Genomic DNA, 18,141 nt, shown 5'->3' on the forward strand with positions numbered 1-18,141 from the left:
CTTTTACTTCTCCTTCTCATAACATGTTGGCAAAAGAAGGGAAGTGTAATAAATGATTTGGCTAGTCATTCTTGCCTTTGCCCTATCTTCAAGTATAGATAATCTGGGTGTGGGTATTTCCTATGGTATACAAGGGATTCGAATTGGTATGTGGGCAAACCTCATAATCGCCGTCATATGTTTTCTATTTAGTGAATTTGGTATCGTATTTGGTAAATGGATATCTTCAGTGGTCCCCGGCATCTTCCCAATTTTGATTGGAGCTTTTCTGCTGATTATAATTGGGATTCGAATTATTTTATTGGCAGTACCACGTAAAACTCGTTCAGAAAAAGAAATCCCCAAAGATATGAACAAAGTTAAAATTATTTTGAAGAATCCCGAACGTGCAGATCTGGACCAATCCGGAGAAATCGGATTTAAGGAAGCTTGTGTTCTTGGCGTAGCCCTGTCTGCAAATGCTATCACAAATGGTTTAAGTGCCGGTTTGTTTGGATTGTCGCCATTAGCTATATCTCTGACAGCTGCAGTAGGAAGTTTCTTAATGGTATGGACAGGTGTTGCTCTTGGACGTAAAGCCGCCAATGTTCGAATTGGTTCCTTTTCATTGGTGAATTTTGGAACAATTATAAGCGGTGTAATCCTATTATTAATTGCATGCGAGAGTATTTTTTTTAGATGAGATTTTTTTTAAGAATTTACTGGAATATGGTTAAAAAAAAGAATGAAATATCAGTCGATGAACAACGTTATCATTTTTCAAAAGGATGAGGGGGATGCCTTTTGCCGATTGAGGATTTATATGCATGTATATTTGCATGCGCTTTTTTTCTACTCTTGAACAATATTGTTTTTTTAAAATTGGAAAAACGATAATCATCCTTTCGATGTACTTCCCCTTTATTTTCTTTTTGTTTTTTCTTAAAAAATATGAGAAAACAATCCTTTTAAGGAAGGTGCCCCCATCCGAGGTTGTTTTAACACAGGCGTTTCATTACAATTTTTTGAAAATGAATTAACTCGGAAGAATATGCGTATTTATGTTAAAATAAAGCCGGATTTTGTATTGCTTCTGCTTTAATTTTTTTAACGCAAGGAATTTGGAAGCCCTGGATAACAAAAGGTGACAGCAGTAACATCACATCCAAGTAATTAAACTTAAAAAACCTGAGTCCTGTATTGACATGGTAGACTCAGGTTTTTTTAATTGTTTTATTGTGTTAGCAAGCTTACTTTTTTACTTTAGGTCCTAAATATTGATAGTCGTTTGGATTGATCGGTTTAAAACCATTTGGATGATAAAACCGAAGCAAATCCTGGTTCACAATCATATCAGACATTTGCAATTCATTTTTCACTTTGTTGCTGATGCTGCTGCATGATTTTTGATCAGCAGCAAGGGTTCCTGTAGCCACACTATAACATTTGTCTCCTGATGGAATGATATCGGTTGAAACAAAATCTCCATTTCTAAAAGCAACCCAATTCCGGTGCTGTGGTGAGAGCAGATCTGAACCAAATTCAATATAATCTTTTGTATCAATTCCCAGCAGATGAAGAAGAGTTGGACGAACGTCAACTTCCCCTCCTACTTGATGTTGTACTCCGCCTTTAACACCCGGAACATGGATGAATAGTGGCACCTGCTGAAAATTGGAGTCCATTACAGGAGTAATTTGTTTCACACCCAGCACTTTTGCCATTGCAGGATAGTTGTTTCTGGAAAGGCCATAATGGTCTCCATAAAGAATAATCACGGATTTGTCATACAAGCCATCCTTTTTAAGGGAATCAAAGAATTGCTGCAGCGCCTCATCCATATAGTGTGCAGATTGCATATATTGATCCACTGCCCAGTCACCAGTACTGTCTTTTGGAAAATTAGTATCGCCAGGGTCTATTTCAAAGGGAAAATGGTTAGACAGTGTAATGAATTTCATATAAAATGGTTGTTTAAAACTTTCGAGCATCGGCATACTTTCAGCAAAAAACGGCTTATCCTTCATTCCAAAGTTCTTTATATTTGGAGGCGTCAGATTGTAATAGGAAGCATCAAAAAACTGGTCGTAACCTAACTCTTTGTACATAACATTTCGGTTCCAAAAGGTTTTATAGTTTCCGTGAAAAACCGCCGAATTGTAACCATGTCCTTTTAAAATCGCAGGAGTGGCTTGATACGTGTTCTGAGCTTTACTGATGAACACAGAGCCTTGATTTAAAGGATAAAGTGAATTTTCCATTAAGAACTCTGCATCTGACGTTTTCCCTTGTCCGGTTTGATGATAAAAATGATCAAAATAAAAAGTACTGCCATCATGGGCCAATGAATCCAAAAATGGTGTGACAAGTTGTCCATTTGGCATCCTTAAATCAATCATAAAATTTTGGAATGACTCCATTGAAACAAATATGACGTTCATTCCCTTTGCTTTTCCAAAAAGAGCAGGATTAGAAGGAGTGTAGGTTGCCTTACGATAGTTTTCGACATTTGTAAGATTGTTGCTTGATGCAAAAACACGTTGACTTGATGTTTCAATATTTTGAATGATATCAAAGATTGTATAATTATAAGCGCCCAAATATTTAACAATATAACTACGATCAAAGTTAAGGGATAAAAGGTTAGGGCGGTCTTTTTCTGCGAGACTTAAATTAAGTAAAAAAATGACGATGGAAAACAAAAACACGAATTTATAGGTTTTTCCGGGTTTTAATTTTAGCCTGTTTAAATAGAGTGCAGGCAAGAACAATCAATAGGAGGGTATCGGTGAAATAAAAAATATCAGAAAAATGCATCAGCCCTGCTGCGCTATCCCCCAACTGGCTACCGTTTGATTTAGCCTGAAGTAAAACCTGAAAAGTAATAAAGTCGTTAAAAAAACGATAATAAACAATATTGGCATACAATAAAAAGGACAAGAGAAATTGGATTCCTATCAAAATAAGTTTAAAGTATTTTTTAGAAAGGAGTGCAAAGCCTAAAAAGAAAAGGGTAGAGCTCAATGGGTTAACAAATAATAAAAATTTTTGAAGATTATTATCTGCTCCCAGTTTAAAATTAAGTTGATAAGAAAGATATGTTTTCATCCAAAACAACACAACAGAAACAACAAAAAAAATTAAATAGCTATTAGATGTCTTCTTCATTTTTTTCTCCTCAAAGCGAAAGTTGAGATATAATGTATATATTATCAATTTAATGTTATCTTTTAAAGAACTTGGTTCCTTCCAGAGGAATTTAAATTTCATATTTTAATCGAAATAGTATACACTTATCTTTGAATTGCCCTGAAAAGGTATTATCCAATATGATTATAGAGGTGTAGTGTGGGCACGAACATTTCAACATTAATTAATGACTTTAATTTATTTATATGCCTGTTATTTGCACTGCTGTATTCATATAAGATTGTTTATATGATTACAGCATTTAAGATCAAACTCCAACAGAAAAAAAAAGCTGTTACGGAGAATGACAATCTTTGCAAATTTGCTGTGATCATTGCAGCAAGAAATGAAGAACTGGTAATTGGAAAACTTATCAATACTATAAACAACCAGAATTATCCTAAGGATTTAATTGATATTTTCGTTGTAGCAGACAATTGTACCGACAATACGGCGAGGGTTGCGGCTGAAGAAGGGGCTATTGTTAGAGAGCGGTTCAATAAGACTCTAATTGGTAAAGGATATGCTCTTGATTATATGTTCAAAATTATCAAAGGGGAATATTCAATGAGAAAGTATGATGGATATTTTGTTTTTGATGCCGACAATCTTCTTGATGAAAACTATATTTTGGAGATGAACAAAACCTTTAATCAAGGGTACAGAGTAATCACCAGTTATAGAAACTCCAAAAACTACGATCAGAATTGGATTACTGCAGGGTATGGGCTCTGGTTCTTACACGAAGCTGAATATATCAACCTGCCAAGAATGACCCTTAACACCAGTTGTGCCATCTCAGGTACTGGATTTTTGGTACATGCTGATATCATCAAAGAGAATGGAGGATGGATTCACCATCTTCTTACAGAGGACATTGAATTTTCCGTTTCTCAGATCATTAAAGGTGAAAAAATTGGATACTGTAGAAATGCCATCTTTTATGACGAGCAGCCTATCACATTCGAGCAGTCGTGGCATCAAAGATTACGATGGGCAAAAGGATTTTACCAAGTATTTTCTAAATATGGATGGATGCTGATTAAAGGTATTTCTAGTAGGAAAAATCATAAGTTTTCTTGCTATGATATGACAATGACAATCATGCCATCGATGTTGGTATCCGGTTTTTGTATTTTGGTAAATGCAATATTCTATATATCCTGCTTATTTGAATTAATAAATGGGAAAATGTCCCTTGATGTTGTTGTTATCCCCATATTAAAATCATTTGGATGGAATTATATTTTAATGTTTTTAATTGGGCTTATTACAACTCTTACAGAGTGGAAAAAAATCAATGCCTCGGACTGGAAAAAAATCGCATATACAATCACTTTTCCGATTTTTATGCTTACCTATTTGCCTATTTCAATCCTAGCGCTCATTAAAGATGTTGAATGGAAACCCATTGCGCACACAGTGGCGAAATCTCTTGATGATTTATGATAGTTATTGACATTGTCTGGGTTTCTTTTGATTAAAAAAACAATAATAGTAAATCGCTTTCTACTATTGCACAAAAAGAATGGTTATTCTATTAAAAATTTTCTGATAAAACAATATTTTAGTTATTTCATTAAAGGACGCATTTGATTAAAAAATGCGCCTTTTTAGCTTTAAAGATTAGTTGCATAGATGTTGATGATTTTTGCTAAATACTTGCGAAAATCCTTTTCAAAAAGACCACCGTCAATAATTTCGGCATTCGCTCCTAGTTGTAGAATAAAACGATAGGCATTCTCAACATTCGGAAGTTGCAGATCTGCATAGTAGGTTGTTTCATCACACGATGTAATCACAGAGGTGCCAAAGCGTTCGATAATGATATCGCAAACCCGCATATTTGCTTTCAAACGAACTGGGTAAAACTGGGGAAGTTTTTCTTTCGGTATTATATCTTTTACGATATAATCGCGTGCAATAAATATTTCGTTTGTAAATGTCAAATTCGACATGCGTGCCAAGCGAAAGGTACGAAAATCCTCTCGTTCATAGCTATAGCCTTGTAAGTACCAGCGTTCGCCTTTATACATTAAGTGATATGGTTCTATTTTTCGAGATGAGTGTGTGCCATTGGCATCGTAATAGTCAAATCTGACAATTAAATGCACACGGATTGCTTCTTGTAAAGACTCAGCTACGGCCTTTAATTCTCCTGTTCCTTGCCAACCAGTAAAATGCAAAGAAAAGTCCATCTCAGCGTTCCGTTGTTCTGTTTGCATTGCACGGATTTTTGTCATAGTTGATTTGATTTCTGGACTTTGAATCAGCTGTTCCACACCATGTAACGCAGTTAAAATATTTTGTAAATCCTTAGAGGTTAACAGCTTTTTATCAACTTTATAGGTCGGCATAAGTCCAATTCCGCCATCTCGTCCCAGAACGGTATAAATTGGGATATTCGCCATGCCTAGTGTTTCGACATCACGATAAATTGTCCGTGTCGTTACCTCAAAAATTTTTGCTAGTTCTGTTGCCGAGACTAATTCTCGCTGCAATAAAATCATTATCATACTAATTAATCGTTCGATTTTCATAAGTTTCTCCAAATATAAGACATACATATGTCAGGGTTTGTTGGTTATAGTATAGTTACAAAATGAGAAAAGAGGAAATAAAATGACTGAATTGACAATGAAACACATGGATGAAATAACATTGACTGGCTATAGCACCTTCGTTTCACTGCCAACAATGGAGAATGTGGATGAGGTATCGAAACAAAAATCAGCTCACTTCGTGATACTTGCACAAAGTGGCAAATTCGGCGCACTAATGGCTGGGAGTAGAGATAAAATTGGTTATGCAGTCGGGACTACTCGTAATGAGAGCTTGTCCTATTTTGCAGGCGCAAATACAACAACCGCTGCTGAAGATACGGAACAATTAGTCCTGCCAGCTAATGATTATGTCGTGCTTACCGCTCAAGGAGCACCAAGTCGAAAATTATTTGACCAATTAATTCGTCAGTTTTTTGGAGAAATTTTACCAAACCATCCTGAACTTGAGTATAAAGATACCTATGTCATTGAAGCCTTATTAAACGGAAACCCAATGGAGGCGGTTGTTGAACTGGCGGTTCCTGTGAAAGTGAAATAGAGTAGGTTAACGATATGTAAGACTAATAGGATTGACGTCAGGAAAATGCGAATTACAATGCTAAGCGTATTTTCAAGCATATAAATGACATGAGATTCTTTACAATTGAACGTATGACGGGCTAAAATAGTTCGTCTTTTTTTATATTTATATATTTACTAAAATACTTAAACGTTTACTAAAAAATTTAATTAAATTTTTTAAAATGTATCCCTTTAATAAAGAGAATAAAAGCATATTAATAACTTAATAATGCATTTAATTTTCAGAAAAGAATAAATTCATTGACAAGTAAACGTTTACGTTATATTATTATCTACGTAAACGTTTACCTAAACAAATCAACTAATTCATCAATCAACCAAGGAGGAATATGTCATGAAAAACAAACTAAAATGGAGCGGAGTATTTCCAGCAGTTCTTATACCTTTTAAGGATGATTACTCAATTGATGAAGAAGGATTTCGTAAATTAGTTCGCTGGGTAGCTAGCCATGAAGGTGTTAACGGTATTGTTGTAAACGGTCACACTGGAGAAATTATGACTTTACTTCCTGAAGATCGTGCTGAAGCTGTACGAATCGCTGCTGACGAATTACAAGGTCGGATTCCTGTTATTTCCGGCGTATCTGCTGAAGGAACAATCGAAGCTATCCAACATGCGCAAGCAGTTGAAAAAGCAGGTGGAGAAGGAATTCTGTTAATGCCGCCGCACTCTTGGTTACGTTTTGGTATGCAGCCTGAATCCACTGTTGAGTTTTTTAAAGATGTTGCAGCAGCGATTAACATTGGTATTGTTGTACATGAGTACCCAACTTGGACAAAAGCTTCCTATACAACAAGTCAATTGTTAGAAATGACTGAAATTCCAAATGTAGTTGCCGTTAAAGTGGGTCAAAGAGATATGGCACAATATGAAGTTGATGTAAGGGCATTGAAAAAGAATGCTCCAGATGTAGCACTATTAACTTGTCATGATGAATACTTACTGCCTACTTTAGTACAAGGTATCGATGGTGCACTTGTTGGCTTTGGTTGTTTTGTACCAGATTTAATTGCAGAGCTAGTAAAACATGTCAAAAATCAAGATTTAAAAGCAGCTAACGAAGTTTATGATCGTATCTTTGAATTAAAACATGCTATTTATAAAATGGACGAGCCTTCTTCCACATCTCATTTACGCATGAAAGAAGCAATGTATCAACGTGGATTAATCAGCAGCTCTTTGGCTAGACGTCCAGTATTACCTTTAAAGGAACATGAAGTAGAGGAAATCCGTCAAGGTTTAATAAAAGTTGGCTTAATTAAAGATGAAGTAAAAGCATAGTTATTTTGGCAGCGGTTACGGGTTCCCCGTAACTACTCCTTTAATGCATTTAGATGGGGACTCTTGATATGTATAGATGACCATCGGAGGTTATGTATCGTGACCGTAAATATAAAAGATGTTGCACGTATAGCAGGTGTTTCAACTGCTTCTGTATCAAGAGTATTGAGTGATAAGCCGGGTGTTGGTGCAGCTACAGCAGATCGAATTCGTAAAGTGATTGAGGATATGGATTATCGCCCCAATTTAGGTGCGAGAGGGCTAGTCAAACGAAAAACAGGAAATATTGCAGTTGTGGTTCCAAGGGGATCATTTATACTGAATAATCCGTTTTTCTCAACAATCTTAGAAGGTATAGCAAAAGTCATTGATCAAACAGATTATAATATGTTAATGTCCTTTACTTCCTCACAACAAAAAAGATTACTAGAAACCCAATCTGTAGATGGAGCTATTCTTTTTTCACCCCGTAATGAAGAATTAAGTTTAGAATGGTTAAAAAGTATTGGTTTACCAATTGTTGTAATCGGTAGTTATTTAGAAGAGTCTCCATTTCCTTGTGTTCGTCCTGATGATGAGGATGGAATAAAACAAGCAGTAAATGCACTCTATCAACTTGGACATCAAAATATCGGGATCATAAACGGACCGATGAGTTCAATGCATAGTGTAAGGTGTTTGAATGGTTATAAAAGTGCAATGCTAGAACTTGGATTAAACTATTCAGATAAAAATATCTATGAAATGGAAGAATTTGATGTACTTAAAGCAACAAAAGGGATCGCTGAATTTCTAAATGACTACAGAAAAATTACGGGCGTAGTTTGCTCCTCAGACTTTTTGGCAATGGGAGTTATAAAAGCAGCTACAACAATGGGGTTAACGGTGCCAAGAGACTTATCGGTAGTTGGTGCAGATGATGTTCCAATTTTAGATTTTATGACTCCATCTTTGTCCACAGTCCATGTAGATTTGGTCGGTATTGGGAAAAGAGCTTTAGCGATCCTGTTAGATATACTTCAAGGAAAACAAATTAGAAAAAAAGATGTAGTATTTAAAATGGAATACATTAATCGTTCATCAACCACAACTCCAAAGAAACAGTAGGCGCAGCTTCGGCGTAAATCCAAAATAAAAAATAGCTGCATGAGTCGTTTTATTAATTTGAAAGCACTTACAAACATTATATTACTCGAAATACTTTAAAAAGATAAATTGCCCTTGGACTAGTATTTTATAATGTCTTGCGATGATTTTCATTAATTATTGTAACCCCCTAATAAGGAGGATTTAAGAAATATGCCGGAAATTACAAAGCAGGTTAAAGAGTATAACAATGAAATTAATCTATCTACTCAATCTTCAAACCTAATTGCTCGTATTGAAAGTATTCCATTTTCTCGTTGGCATATAAAACCACGTGTGATTATGGGAAGCGCAACATTTTTCGATGCTTTTGACTCATTATCCCTTGCATTCATTTTGCCGGTATTGATTGGCCTATGGAAATTAAACCCTGGCCAAATTGGTATTCTCATTAGTATGGGATATCTTGGACAAGCTGTGGGGGCCATCATTTTTGGATGGATGGCTGAACGGTTTGGACGAGTTTTTAGTGCTAAATGGACAATTCTTTTGATGTCCGTGATGTGTATTGCTTGTGTGTTTGCCGGAAATTTTAACACATTATTACTTTTTCGTTTTATACAAGGCATTGGGGTGGGCGGTGAAGTTCCTGTTGCAGCGGCTTATATCAACGAGCTCTCACGCGCACACGGCCGTGGACGTTTTTTCATGTTATATGAAATGATCTTCCCTCTGGGATTGATGTTGTCGGCACAAATTGGAACTTTAGTTGTACCAAGCTTTGGATGGAAGTGGATGTTCCTATTAGGTGGTATTGGTGGATTTGTTGTTTTCTCAATGCTATTTACTTTGCGGGAATCACCTCGTTGGTTGATTTCAAAAGGTAGGTTTGATGAAGCGGATCGCGTGATCAAAGAAATTGAAGCAAGTACTGACGAACGTATGCCAGTTACCGTGAGTGCACCTCAAAAAGAAGTGAAAGGAAATTGGAAAGAGTTGTTCTCACTTTTTTACCGCGGCAGAACTTTAATTGTGTGGACACTGTGGTTCTCGGCTTATTTTGTCTCTAACGGACTTAACAACTGGTTGCCAAGCTTGTACAAGACAGTTTATCATCTTCCATTACAGGAGTCTTTACGTGCAGCATCCGTTACGAATGTAGTCCAGGTAATAGCCGTATTCGCATGTGCTCTTTTTGTTGATAAAATTGGACGTAAAAGATGGGCAACAATTGCCTTTATCGTGGCTGGACTTCTGCTTACAACTCTTTGGGCTGTCGGCGCCAAGACTCCATCGAGTGTCATCTATTTAGGGTCAACGGCCTATGGAGCAATGGGCACCATCACCGTCCTGCTTTACCTCTATACACCTGAAATTTATCCAACACGGATGAGAGCGATCGGTACTGCCTTTGCTACTGCTTGGTTACGTCTTGCTTCTGCCATAGCTCCGGCAGTAGTTGGTTTTGTTCTAGGTGCCAAAGGTATTAATTTTGTATTTATTCTTTTTGCAGGTGTGGCTGTTATCGGAGCGGTGTTAGCATTACGAATGATTGAAACACGTGAAAAGGTTTTAGAAGAGATTGCACCTTAAATATTGAAAAAAAACGTGTAATTCAACATAGTGAGATGAATTACACGTTTTTTTTATTTAATTTGCTCACTAATATGAATGCTATGGAGGTACTAATAGTGATTAAAAAAGTTGAACATGTAGCAATAATCGTGACTGATATGGAGAAAGCGATTTCTTACTATTCCAATATGTTCGGTTTTACCCTTCGAACACGCAGGCAGAATAATAGTAGAGAAATGGCATTTTTAAAACTTGACCAACAACCTGGATTTGAAATTGAATTAATTCGAGATCTTGTTTTGCAAGATGAATATTTTGAAAGGGGAATTGTTAATCATCTTGCTTTTACTGTTGATAATATCGAAGATGCTGTTCATTTTTATAACGAAAAAGGGATATCCTTTAATTCTGAAACTTATAACATTGCAAATGACGGGACAAAAACAATATTCTTTTATGGTCCCAATCGTGAATTATTACAACTTGTAGAACGTGAAAAATTGTAGCTATATTCATTTAGAGACGTTTGATCAGTAACTGAGTTTTAATAGTAAACGTTTACTATTAATTTTTAAAATAAAGGCACATAATTAGCTGATTCAATTTATAGTTTGCATAAAAATAAGTGAAATTTTGATATTTTTTGATTTTAAAAGTATAAATTTTTTAATTTTTAAAAAAAAGAATTGACTAGTAAACGTTTACGTTATAAACTTAATTACGTAAACGTTTACTATAACTAAACAATCAACCAAGGAGGAATATATCATGAAAAACAAACTAAAATGGAGCGGAGTATTTCCAGCAGTTCTTATACCTTTTAAGGATGATTACTCAATTGATGAAGAAGGATTTCGTAAATTAGTTCGCTGGGTAGCTAGCCATGAAGGTGTTAACGGTATTGTTGTAAACGGTCATACTGGAGAAATCATGACTTTACTTCCTGAAGATCGCGCTGAAGCAGTACGAATCGCTGCTGATGAATTACAAGGCCGGATTCCTGTAATTTCCGGTGTATCTGCTGAAGGAACAATCGAAGCGGTCCAACATGCTCAAGCAGTTGAAAAAGCAGGTGGAGAAGGAATCCTGTTAATGCCGCCGCACTCTTGGTTACGTTTTGGCATGCAGCCTGAATCAACAGTTGAGTTTTTTAAAGATGTTGCAGCTGCGATTAACATTGGTATTGTTGTACATGAGTACCCAACTTGGACAAAGGCTTCCTATACAACAAGTCAGTTGTTAGAAATGACTGAAATTCCAAATGTAGTTGCCGTTAAAGTCGGTCAAAGGGATATGGCACAATATGAAGTTGATGTAAGGGCATTGAAAAAGCATGCCCCAGATGTTGCACTATTAACTTGCCATGACGAATACCTGCTGCCTACTTTAGTGCAAGGTATCGATGGTGCACTTGTTGGCTTTGGTTGTTTCGTACCGGATTTAATTGCAGAGTTAGTAAAACATGTTAAAAATCAAGATTTAAAAGCAGCTAACGAAGTGTATGATCGTATTTTTGAATTAAAACATGCTATTTATAAAATGGACGAGCCTTCTTCCACATCTCATTTACGCATGAAAGAAGCAATGTATCAACGTGGATTAATCAGCAGCTCGTTGGCTAGACGTCCAGTTTTACCTTTAAAAGAAAGTGAAGTAGAGGAAATCCGTCAAGGTTTAATAAAAGTTGGATTAATTAAAGATGAAGTAAAAGCATAGAAAGTTTGCAGTGGTTACGGTGATTTCCGTAACCACATTTTTATAGCATTTAGGTGGGGCTTGTTTATAATATTAATTAAATCTAGATTATAATTATAAATATTTTTAGAAGACCCACGGAGGTATGCATTGTGACTGTAAGTATAAAGGATGTGGCACGTGCAGCTGGTGTTTCAATAGCTTCTGTATCTCGGGTATTAAGCGGCAAACCCGGAGTTGGAGCCGAGACTGCAGAGCGAATTCGTAAAGTGATTGAAGAAATGGATTATCGCCCCAATTTAGGTGCAAGGGGGCTAGTTAAACGATCAACAGGAAATATTGCCGTTGTGGTTCCGAGGGGTTCTTTTACTTTAAATAACCCGTTTTTCTCGACGATCTTAGAAGGTGTTGTACAAGGAATTGATCAAACAGACTACAACATGTTAATGTCCTTTACTTCTTCACAACAAAAACGATTACTAGAAACCCAATCTGTAGATGGAGTTATTCTTTTTTCGCCTCGAAATGAGGAACTGAGTTTGGAATGGTTAAAAGGTATAGGATTGCCAATCGTCGTTGTTGGAAGTTATTTAGAAGAATCTCCATTTCCTTGTGTACGTCCTGATGATGAACGTGGGATAAAACAGGCAGTAGAGGCTCTTTATCAACTTGGGCATCGAAACATTGGAATCATGAATGGACCGATTAGTTCTATGCATAGTGTAAGGTGTTTGAATGGATACAAAAGTGCGATGTTGGAACTTGGAATGAACTATATGGAAGAAAATATCTTTGAGATGGAAGAATTTGATGTGTTCAAAGCGACAAAAGAGATGGCAGAATTTTTAAATGAACACAGAAGAATTACTGGAGTGGTATGTTCATCGGATTATTTAGCGATGGGAGTGATTAAAGCAGCTACTATCGCTGGGATGAGGGTACCTGAAGACTTATCGGTAGTTGGTGCCGACGATGTCCCTCTTTCAGATTTTATGACACCGTCCTTATCAACTGTTCATGTAGATTTACTTGGAATTGGAAAAAGAGCTACTTCGATTCTAATGGATTTGCTTCAAGGAAAACAAATTAGAAAAAAAGATGTAGTTTTTAAAATGAAATATATTGAGCGCGCAACAACTTCTGTTCCAAAGAATCATTAAATTCAACATTCGTATATAAAAATTAGGAATTGTAAATTAAGTGTCAGTAGATGAGTTTTCTTATAAATATAAAAGATAAAATCCAGGGAAAGCCACTGACTCTCCTTGGATTTTATCCTTCGTCCAGTCGGGACCGGGCCTATTATTGGACTAATGTACTTTCTTGAACTTCAATTGAGCTGTTCATGAACATGTCCATGTCGTCTTTTGTATTTGAAATGCCGCCTACACCAAAATTTTCAATTAAGAAGTTTGTTACGTTTGGTGATAAGAAAGCTGGTAATGTTGGTCCAACGTGAATATTTTTCACACCTAAATAAAGTAAAGATAAGAAAACGATAACCGCTTTTTGTTCATACCATGCGATATTGTAAGATAACGGTAATTCATTGACACTCTCTAACCCGAATGCCTCTTTCAGCTTCAATGCAGTCATGACTAAAGAGTAGGAATCGTTACATTGACCAGCATCAAGTACACGTGGAATTCCGTTGATATCACCTAAATCCAGCTTATTATATCGATACTTTGCACAACCGGCTGTTAAAATGATCGTATCTTTAGGAAGCTCTTCGGCAAAATCTTTATAATACGTTCTGCTCTTATGGCGACCATCACAGCCAGCCATTACAAAGAATCTTTTAATATCACCGTTTTTCACAGCTTCTACAACTTGGTCAGCTACTTGAGCCACTTGATTATGCGCAAATCCACCAACAATTTCACCTTTTTCAATTTCTACTGGTGGCTGGCATTTCTTTGCATGCTCAATAATAACAGAGAAATCTTTTGAACCATCTTCATTTTTAGGAATATAGGTTACACCCTCAATAGCGGTTGCCCCAGTTGTATACATTCTTTCCTTATAAGATGCCTTTGGTGGTACAATACAGTTTGTTGTCATTAAAATTGGTCCGTTAAAGCTCTCGAATTCACGAGTTTGTTCCCACCATGCATTTCCGTAGTTACCAACAAAGTGATCATATTTTTTGAAGGCTGGATAATAATTCGCTGGAAGCATTTCACTATGTGTATACACATCTACTCCCGTGCCTTCGGTTTGTTTTAATAACTCTTCCATGTCTTTTAGGTCATGGCCGCTGATTAAGATACCAGGATTTTGACGTACACCAATGTTTACTTTCGTCATTTCAGGATGGCCATATGTTGATGTATTGGCTGTATCTAAAAGCTCCATGGCAGAAACGCCATACTTTCCACATTCCATTGAAAGATCAATCAGTTGTTCCATACTTACTGAATCATCTGTGATCATTGTAAGTGCTTTTTGCATAAACGAATATAGCTCTTCATTTTCATAGTTAAGATTTGCTGCATGCTCTAAATAGGCAGCCATTCCTTTCAAACCGTAGGCCACTAACTCTCTTAATGAACGAATATCTTCATCTCTTGTAGCTAATACACTAACTTCTTGAGAAGCAGATTTTATTTCAAGCTGATCATTTGATTCACCATGCCAAGTGACAAAATCGCTATTGTTGGCTAAAGTGTACCCTGCATTTATGATTGCTGCTTTAATTTCTTCTCGTAGCTTTAATCCTTCTCTTACTGTATTAAAAAATTCACTTTTATCCCAATTTGCATTTGTAATCGTCATAAAAAGGCCATTTACGATAAACTGATCTGTTTTCTTTTGATTAATCCCGATTTCACGAGCCAATGTATTCACAATCGCTAATCCCTTAATCGTATAAATTAATAAATCTTGCATATTTGCCAAATCATCTTTTTTTCCACAAACTCCTGCAATTGTACAACCAGTTCCTTTTGAGGTTTCTTGACATTGATAACAAAACATACTCATTTAAAATTTCCTCCAGTGAATCATTTTCAATTTCTAATTCTTCTACAATAAACACTTTCTTTTATGTAGTGTGAATTATTGAATAAGTATCTAAAGTGATTATTAATATAATCAGCTTGTTTATGTCGGTATTATAAATTCATTAATTGTAAATTTGGAGTTCTTTATGAATCTGTTCACAAACAAGTCGAAAAGATTTGAATACTTCGTGACAAAAAAGACAAGTGGATGCAGTTTGTTTTCCACCGAAATTGGTGTCTTGCTGGGAGAAATTCACTTTGGCCAATACAGATTGCGTTCATGGGTAAAATTAAAAAAAGTTAAAACTACTTTGACACATTTCGGCACTTTTTGGAGACTCTAAAAGTAGTCGGTTAAAAGTCGGCAGTTCGGATACAGGAGGAAACATGTAAATGATTACAACAATGAAAAAAAGCATCATTTTTGTTCTATTTGTATTTGTTTTTTCAACTTTTTTGGTAGGATGTAACAACAATCAGCCGAAAACAGCAGCACCTAAAACGAAGCCTACCACTACCAAAAACAAAGATACAGCGAAAGCTGGAAATCCAAAGAGCAACACAGCTCGAAATTTGTATCTCGTTGTTGAACCGTCAGGCAAGTTAGGTCCGGATGGAAAAATGCACGATGCTTTTATTAACGGTGATATTACCTTAACCGAAGGCAAACCAGTCACACTTCACTTCTTAAACTACGACGGGGGAACCCATACCTATACATCAGCTGATTTAGGGTTAAATGTGAAAATTAAAGGTTCAACCAAAAAAGGTACACCAATGGAAACAGCCTATACATTTACACCGGATAAAACCGGAACCTTTAACTGGTACTGTGCAGACAAGTGTGATGGTGAAAATAACCAATGGGCAATGACAAATGATGGGTATATGCGGGGAACGATTACTGTTAATAATGACAATACACAGCATGTATCCACTGTAATTAATGCCGGATACAAGCTTGGGTCAGATGGAAAGCTGCATGATGCCTATACCCCTGGAAACATCACTGTTAGTGCGGGAAGTCCTGTAGAATTAACCATTTATAACTTTGACGATGGTTCACATACTTTTACATCTAATGACCTTGGCGTGAATATTGCCGTCCCTGGAACGAAACAAAAAGGAACTCCAAGCCTGACAAAAGGAACTTTTACCCCATCGAAAACCGGTACTTTTAAATGGTTGTGTGCTGATCCTTGTGATGGACAAAATGGACAGTGGGCAATGACGCACACTAATTATATGACAGGTAATGTGACCGTCCAAAACGAATAATTTTTGTTGAAAACTATAAACACCTTTCATTGGTTTGCAATGAAAGGTGTTACCATTTTTCAGGAAGAATAGGAGGGTATTACTGAATTAAGGAATAGTTTTGGAATGGGTGGGGAAATTTTTTTTAGGGAAAATAGGAATCTCACCACTTAACCCTCTAGTTACTAGAGGGTTTATTTTTTTAAAATATAACATGTTTAAAAGGAGAAATGAATGTATGTATGGAACGATATTTAATGCTGCAATTTATTCATTTAGCCCATTTAATATGCAGCTTTCCTTGTCCATACATCTTCAACTTTTATGCATTTAATAATATAGAATACATAAAGGAGGTGATCTTTAATGTCCATTTCATTCGATAAACAAAAGGTGATCTTTTGGGGGGAATTTCTTAAAACTATCCAGTTTATGTATTCACCTGGGGTGCTAAATCCGACGCAGCCAGCAAAATTTCCAAAAGGATGGAAATTGGTCAAAAATATTAATGCCGATGTAGCAGTAGGGTCGATTGATCGAAAAGAATTCATGGGGGTTGTTGCCCAATCACTGGATGATCCTAATAAGTTTGCTGTTGTTTTACGTGGAGTCCAGGGAATCTTGGATGTTTTAGAGGATTTCGACTTTGACATGGTCAATTTTGATTTGATTCCAAATGGCGGAAAAACAGAGCATGGATTCACAAGGTTTTACAAATCTTTCAGTTTTGTTGATCCAACAAGCGGCGTTTCAGTAAGTCTGGAAAAGTATTTAAAAGATTTGCCCAAGACTGTTTCATTCACAGTGGCAGGGTATAGCATGGGTGGGGCATTGGCAACTTTACATGCTGTGGTCCTGGCTTATCAAAATATCCAGGTTGAAGTATACACTTTTGCCTCCCCAATGGTCGGAAATGTTGAATTCGTTAAGAGGTACAGAACTTTCATTCACAATTCTTACTTCATTGTCAATGTCCCAGACATCATACCCAAGTTGCCTGGTGGGTTCTTTGGGTATCAGCACGTTACTGCCCCAATCCTGATTAATTCACTAAACCATCCTCAAATAAAAAAAGATATTTTTTGTTACCATCATATTGAAGTATACCTGTATGCCCTAGGAGCGCCAAATATCAATTTAGGTACGTGCAAAGTATAAGTTGATGTAAAAATAGACCCTATCAAGGAGCCTCTGCGGGCATGATTATCAACTATGAAGCCAGAGATATTAAATATTCCCGATTCGACCATAACTAGCCATCATGTCCGCCTCTCCCAATACATTTATAAATATTCCTTGTTACATAGACTCAAAAGCCCTCAGACATTCATTTTTAAAACATGCATATTAAACATCTAACATGTTTTTTGCTTATTTCTATCAATATATAAATACAATTTTTATAAAATAAAGCTAATTTAAAGGTTTTTTTAGTATTATTTTTTAATAGCAAGACATTTCAGCAGTTAAAACTGCTTTTGGAAAAATTCTGGAGGGACAAAAATAATGAGATTACATCTTAAGCGATTGGCTACAGGAGCTTTTATCCTGGCTATTCTTTTAGGATCACTATGGATAAGCATTAATAATGAACAGCTGTTGAATACAATCTTGTACGTAGTATCTTTCTGCATAATTTCATACCTCATTGGCTACTTTATCTTGAAGATAAGGATAAAATGGTGGAAGGGAAAATTGAATCTGCTAAAGAAAATGAACTTCACCAGGGCGATGAAGGATAAAAAAGATGAATCAAACAATAGCAGTAGGGCTAATTACAGGAAAAATCGTAAATCTCAAAGAAATAGGAAGGATAATATCAAGATTTGACTTTGAGGTATTAGTAAACTTTAAAACGGTAGTACTAGTAAAGTACGCCGTTTTTTGATGACAAAAAATTATACCACTTCCCCCTTTGTCATCTACC

13 protein-coding genes and 1 pseudogene are annotated in these 18,141 nt (G+C 36.1%); 11 read left to right on the forward strand and 3 right to left on the reverse strand.

All coding sequences use genetic code 11. The annotated features are described in order from the left end of the window. The first annotated feature begins 52 nt into the window (after positions 1–52). A complete protein-coding gene (ytaF, locus tag RCG17_RS16525) occupies positions 53–682 on the forward strand; it encodes a sporulation membrane protein YtaF (RefSeq protein WP_308171237.1) in 630 nt (209 codons plus the stop codon). A gap of 547 nt (positions 683–1,229) precedes the next feature. Here the strand turns inward: ytaF and RCG17_RS16530 are convergent. Continuing rightward, a pseudogene (locus RCG17_RS16530) lies at positions 1,230–3,147 on the reverse strand (LTA synthase family protein). Between the two features lie 180 nt (positions 3,148–3,327). Here RCG17_RS16530 and RCG17_RS16535 point away from each other — a divergent pair. Continuing rightward, positions 3,328–4,617, forward strand: coding sequence for a glycosyltransferase family 2 protein (locus RCG17_RS16535; RefSeq protein WP_308171238.1), 1,290 nt, complete (start codon positions 3,328–3,330; stop codon positions 4,615–4,617). Between the two features lie 170 nt (positions 4,618–4,787). Here the strand turns inward: RCG17_RS16535 and RCG17_RS16540 are convergent, their stop codons facing one another. Then, positions 4,788–5,708, reverse strand: a complete 921-nt coding sequence (locus RCG17_RS16540) for a helix-turn-helix transcriptional regulator (RefSeq protein ID WP_308171239.1) — start codon at positions 5,706–5,708, stop codon at positions 4,788–4,790. Between the two features lie 82 nt (positions 5,709–5,790). Between RCG17_RS16540 and RCG17_RS16545 the strand changes: the two genes are divergently transcribed. The 7 genes from RCG17_RS16545 to RCG17_RS16575 all read left to right on the forward strand — a co-directional run bounded on the left by RCG17_RS16545 (position 5,791) and on the right by RCG17_RS16575 (position 13,112). Further along, positions 5,791–6,270, forward strand: coding sequence for a GyrI-like domain-containing protein (locus RCG17_RS16545; protein WP_308171240.1), 480 nt, complete (start codon positions 5,791–5,793; stop codon positions 6,268–6,270). A gap of 378 nt (positions 6,271–6,648) precedes the next feature. Then, positions 6,649–7,596, forward strand: coding sequence for a dihydrodipicolinate synthase family protein (locus RCG17_RS16550; RefSeq protein ID WP_308171241.1), 948 nt, complete (start codon positions 6,649–6,651; stop codon positions 7,594–7,596). Positions 7,597–7,695: 99 nt separating this feature from the next. Continuing rightward, positions 7,696–8,703 carry a LacI family DNA-binding transcriptional regulator gene (locus tag RCG17_RS16555; protein ID WP_308171242.1) on the forward strand — a complete coding sequence of 336 codons (1,008 nt, stop codon included), beginning with the start codon at positions 7,696–7,698 and terminating at the stop codon, positions 8,701–8,703. A gap of 192 nt (positions 8,704–8,895) precedes the next feature. Continuing rightward, a complete protein-coding gene (locus tag RCG17_RS16560) occupies positions 8,896–10,275 on the forward strand; it encodes an MFS transporter (protein ID WP_308171243.1) in 1,380 nt (459 codons plus the stop codon). 98 nt (positions 10,276–10,373) lie between these two features. Next, the gene (locus tag RCG17_RS16565; protein ID WP_308171244.1) at positions 10,374–10,763 is read left to right on the forward strand and encodes a VOC family protein; all 390 of its coding nucleotides are present in this window, start codon (positions 10,374–10,376) and stop codon (positions 10,761–10,763) included. Between the two features lie 262 nt (positions 10,764–11,025). Next, positions 11,026–11,973: a dihydrodipicolinate synthase family protein gene (locus tag RCG17_RS16570; protein ID WP_308171245.1), complete on the forward strand. Its 948-nt coding sequence runs from the start codon at positions 11,026–11,028 to the stop codon at positions 11,971–11,973. Between the two features lie 131 nt (positions 11,974–12,104). Next, entirely contained in the window at positions 12,105–13,112 is a 1,008-nt protein-coding gene (locus RCG17_RS16575; protein ID WP_308171246.1) for a LacI family DNA-binding transcriptional regulator, read from the forward strand. Between the two features lie 142 nt (positions 13,113–13,254). Here RCG17_RS16575 and hcp read toward each other — a convergent pair whose 3' ends face one another. Beyond that, on the reverse strand, positions 13,255–14,931 hold the full coding sequence (hcp, locus tag RCG17_RS16580) for a hydroxylamine reductase (protein ID WP_374120963.1): 1,677 nt from the start codon (positions 14,929–14,931) through the stop codon (positions 13,255–13,257). Between the two features lie 419 nt (positions 14,932–15,350). On the opposite strand from hcp, the gene RCG17_RS16585 reads away from it, so the two are divergent. Next, positions 15,351–16,235, forward strand: a complete 885-nt coding sequence (locus RCG17_RS16585) for a cupredoxin domain-containing protein (protein WP_308171248.1) — start codon at positions 15,351–15,353, stop codon at positions 16,233–16,235. A 345-nt stretch (positions 16,236–16,580) separates the two neighbouring features. Further along, positions 16,581–17,372, forward strand: a complete 792-nt coding sequence (locus RCG17_RS16590; protein WP_308171249.1) for a lipase family protein — start codon at positions 16,581–16,583, stop codon at positions 17,370–17,372. Positions 17,373–18,141: the final 769 nt, after the last annotated feature.

Source organism: Neobacillus sp. PS3-12, assembly GCF_030915385.1.
In the GTDB taxonomy this organism is placed as follows: Bacteria; Bacillota; Bacilli; order Bacillales; family Cytobacillaceae; genus JAEVLT01.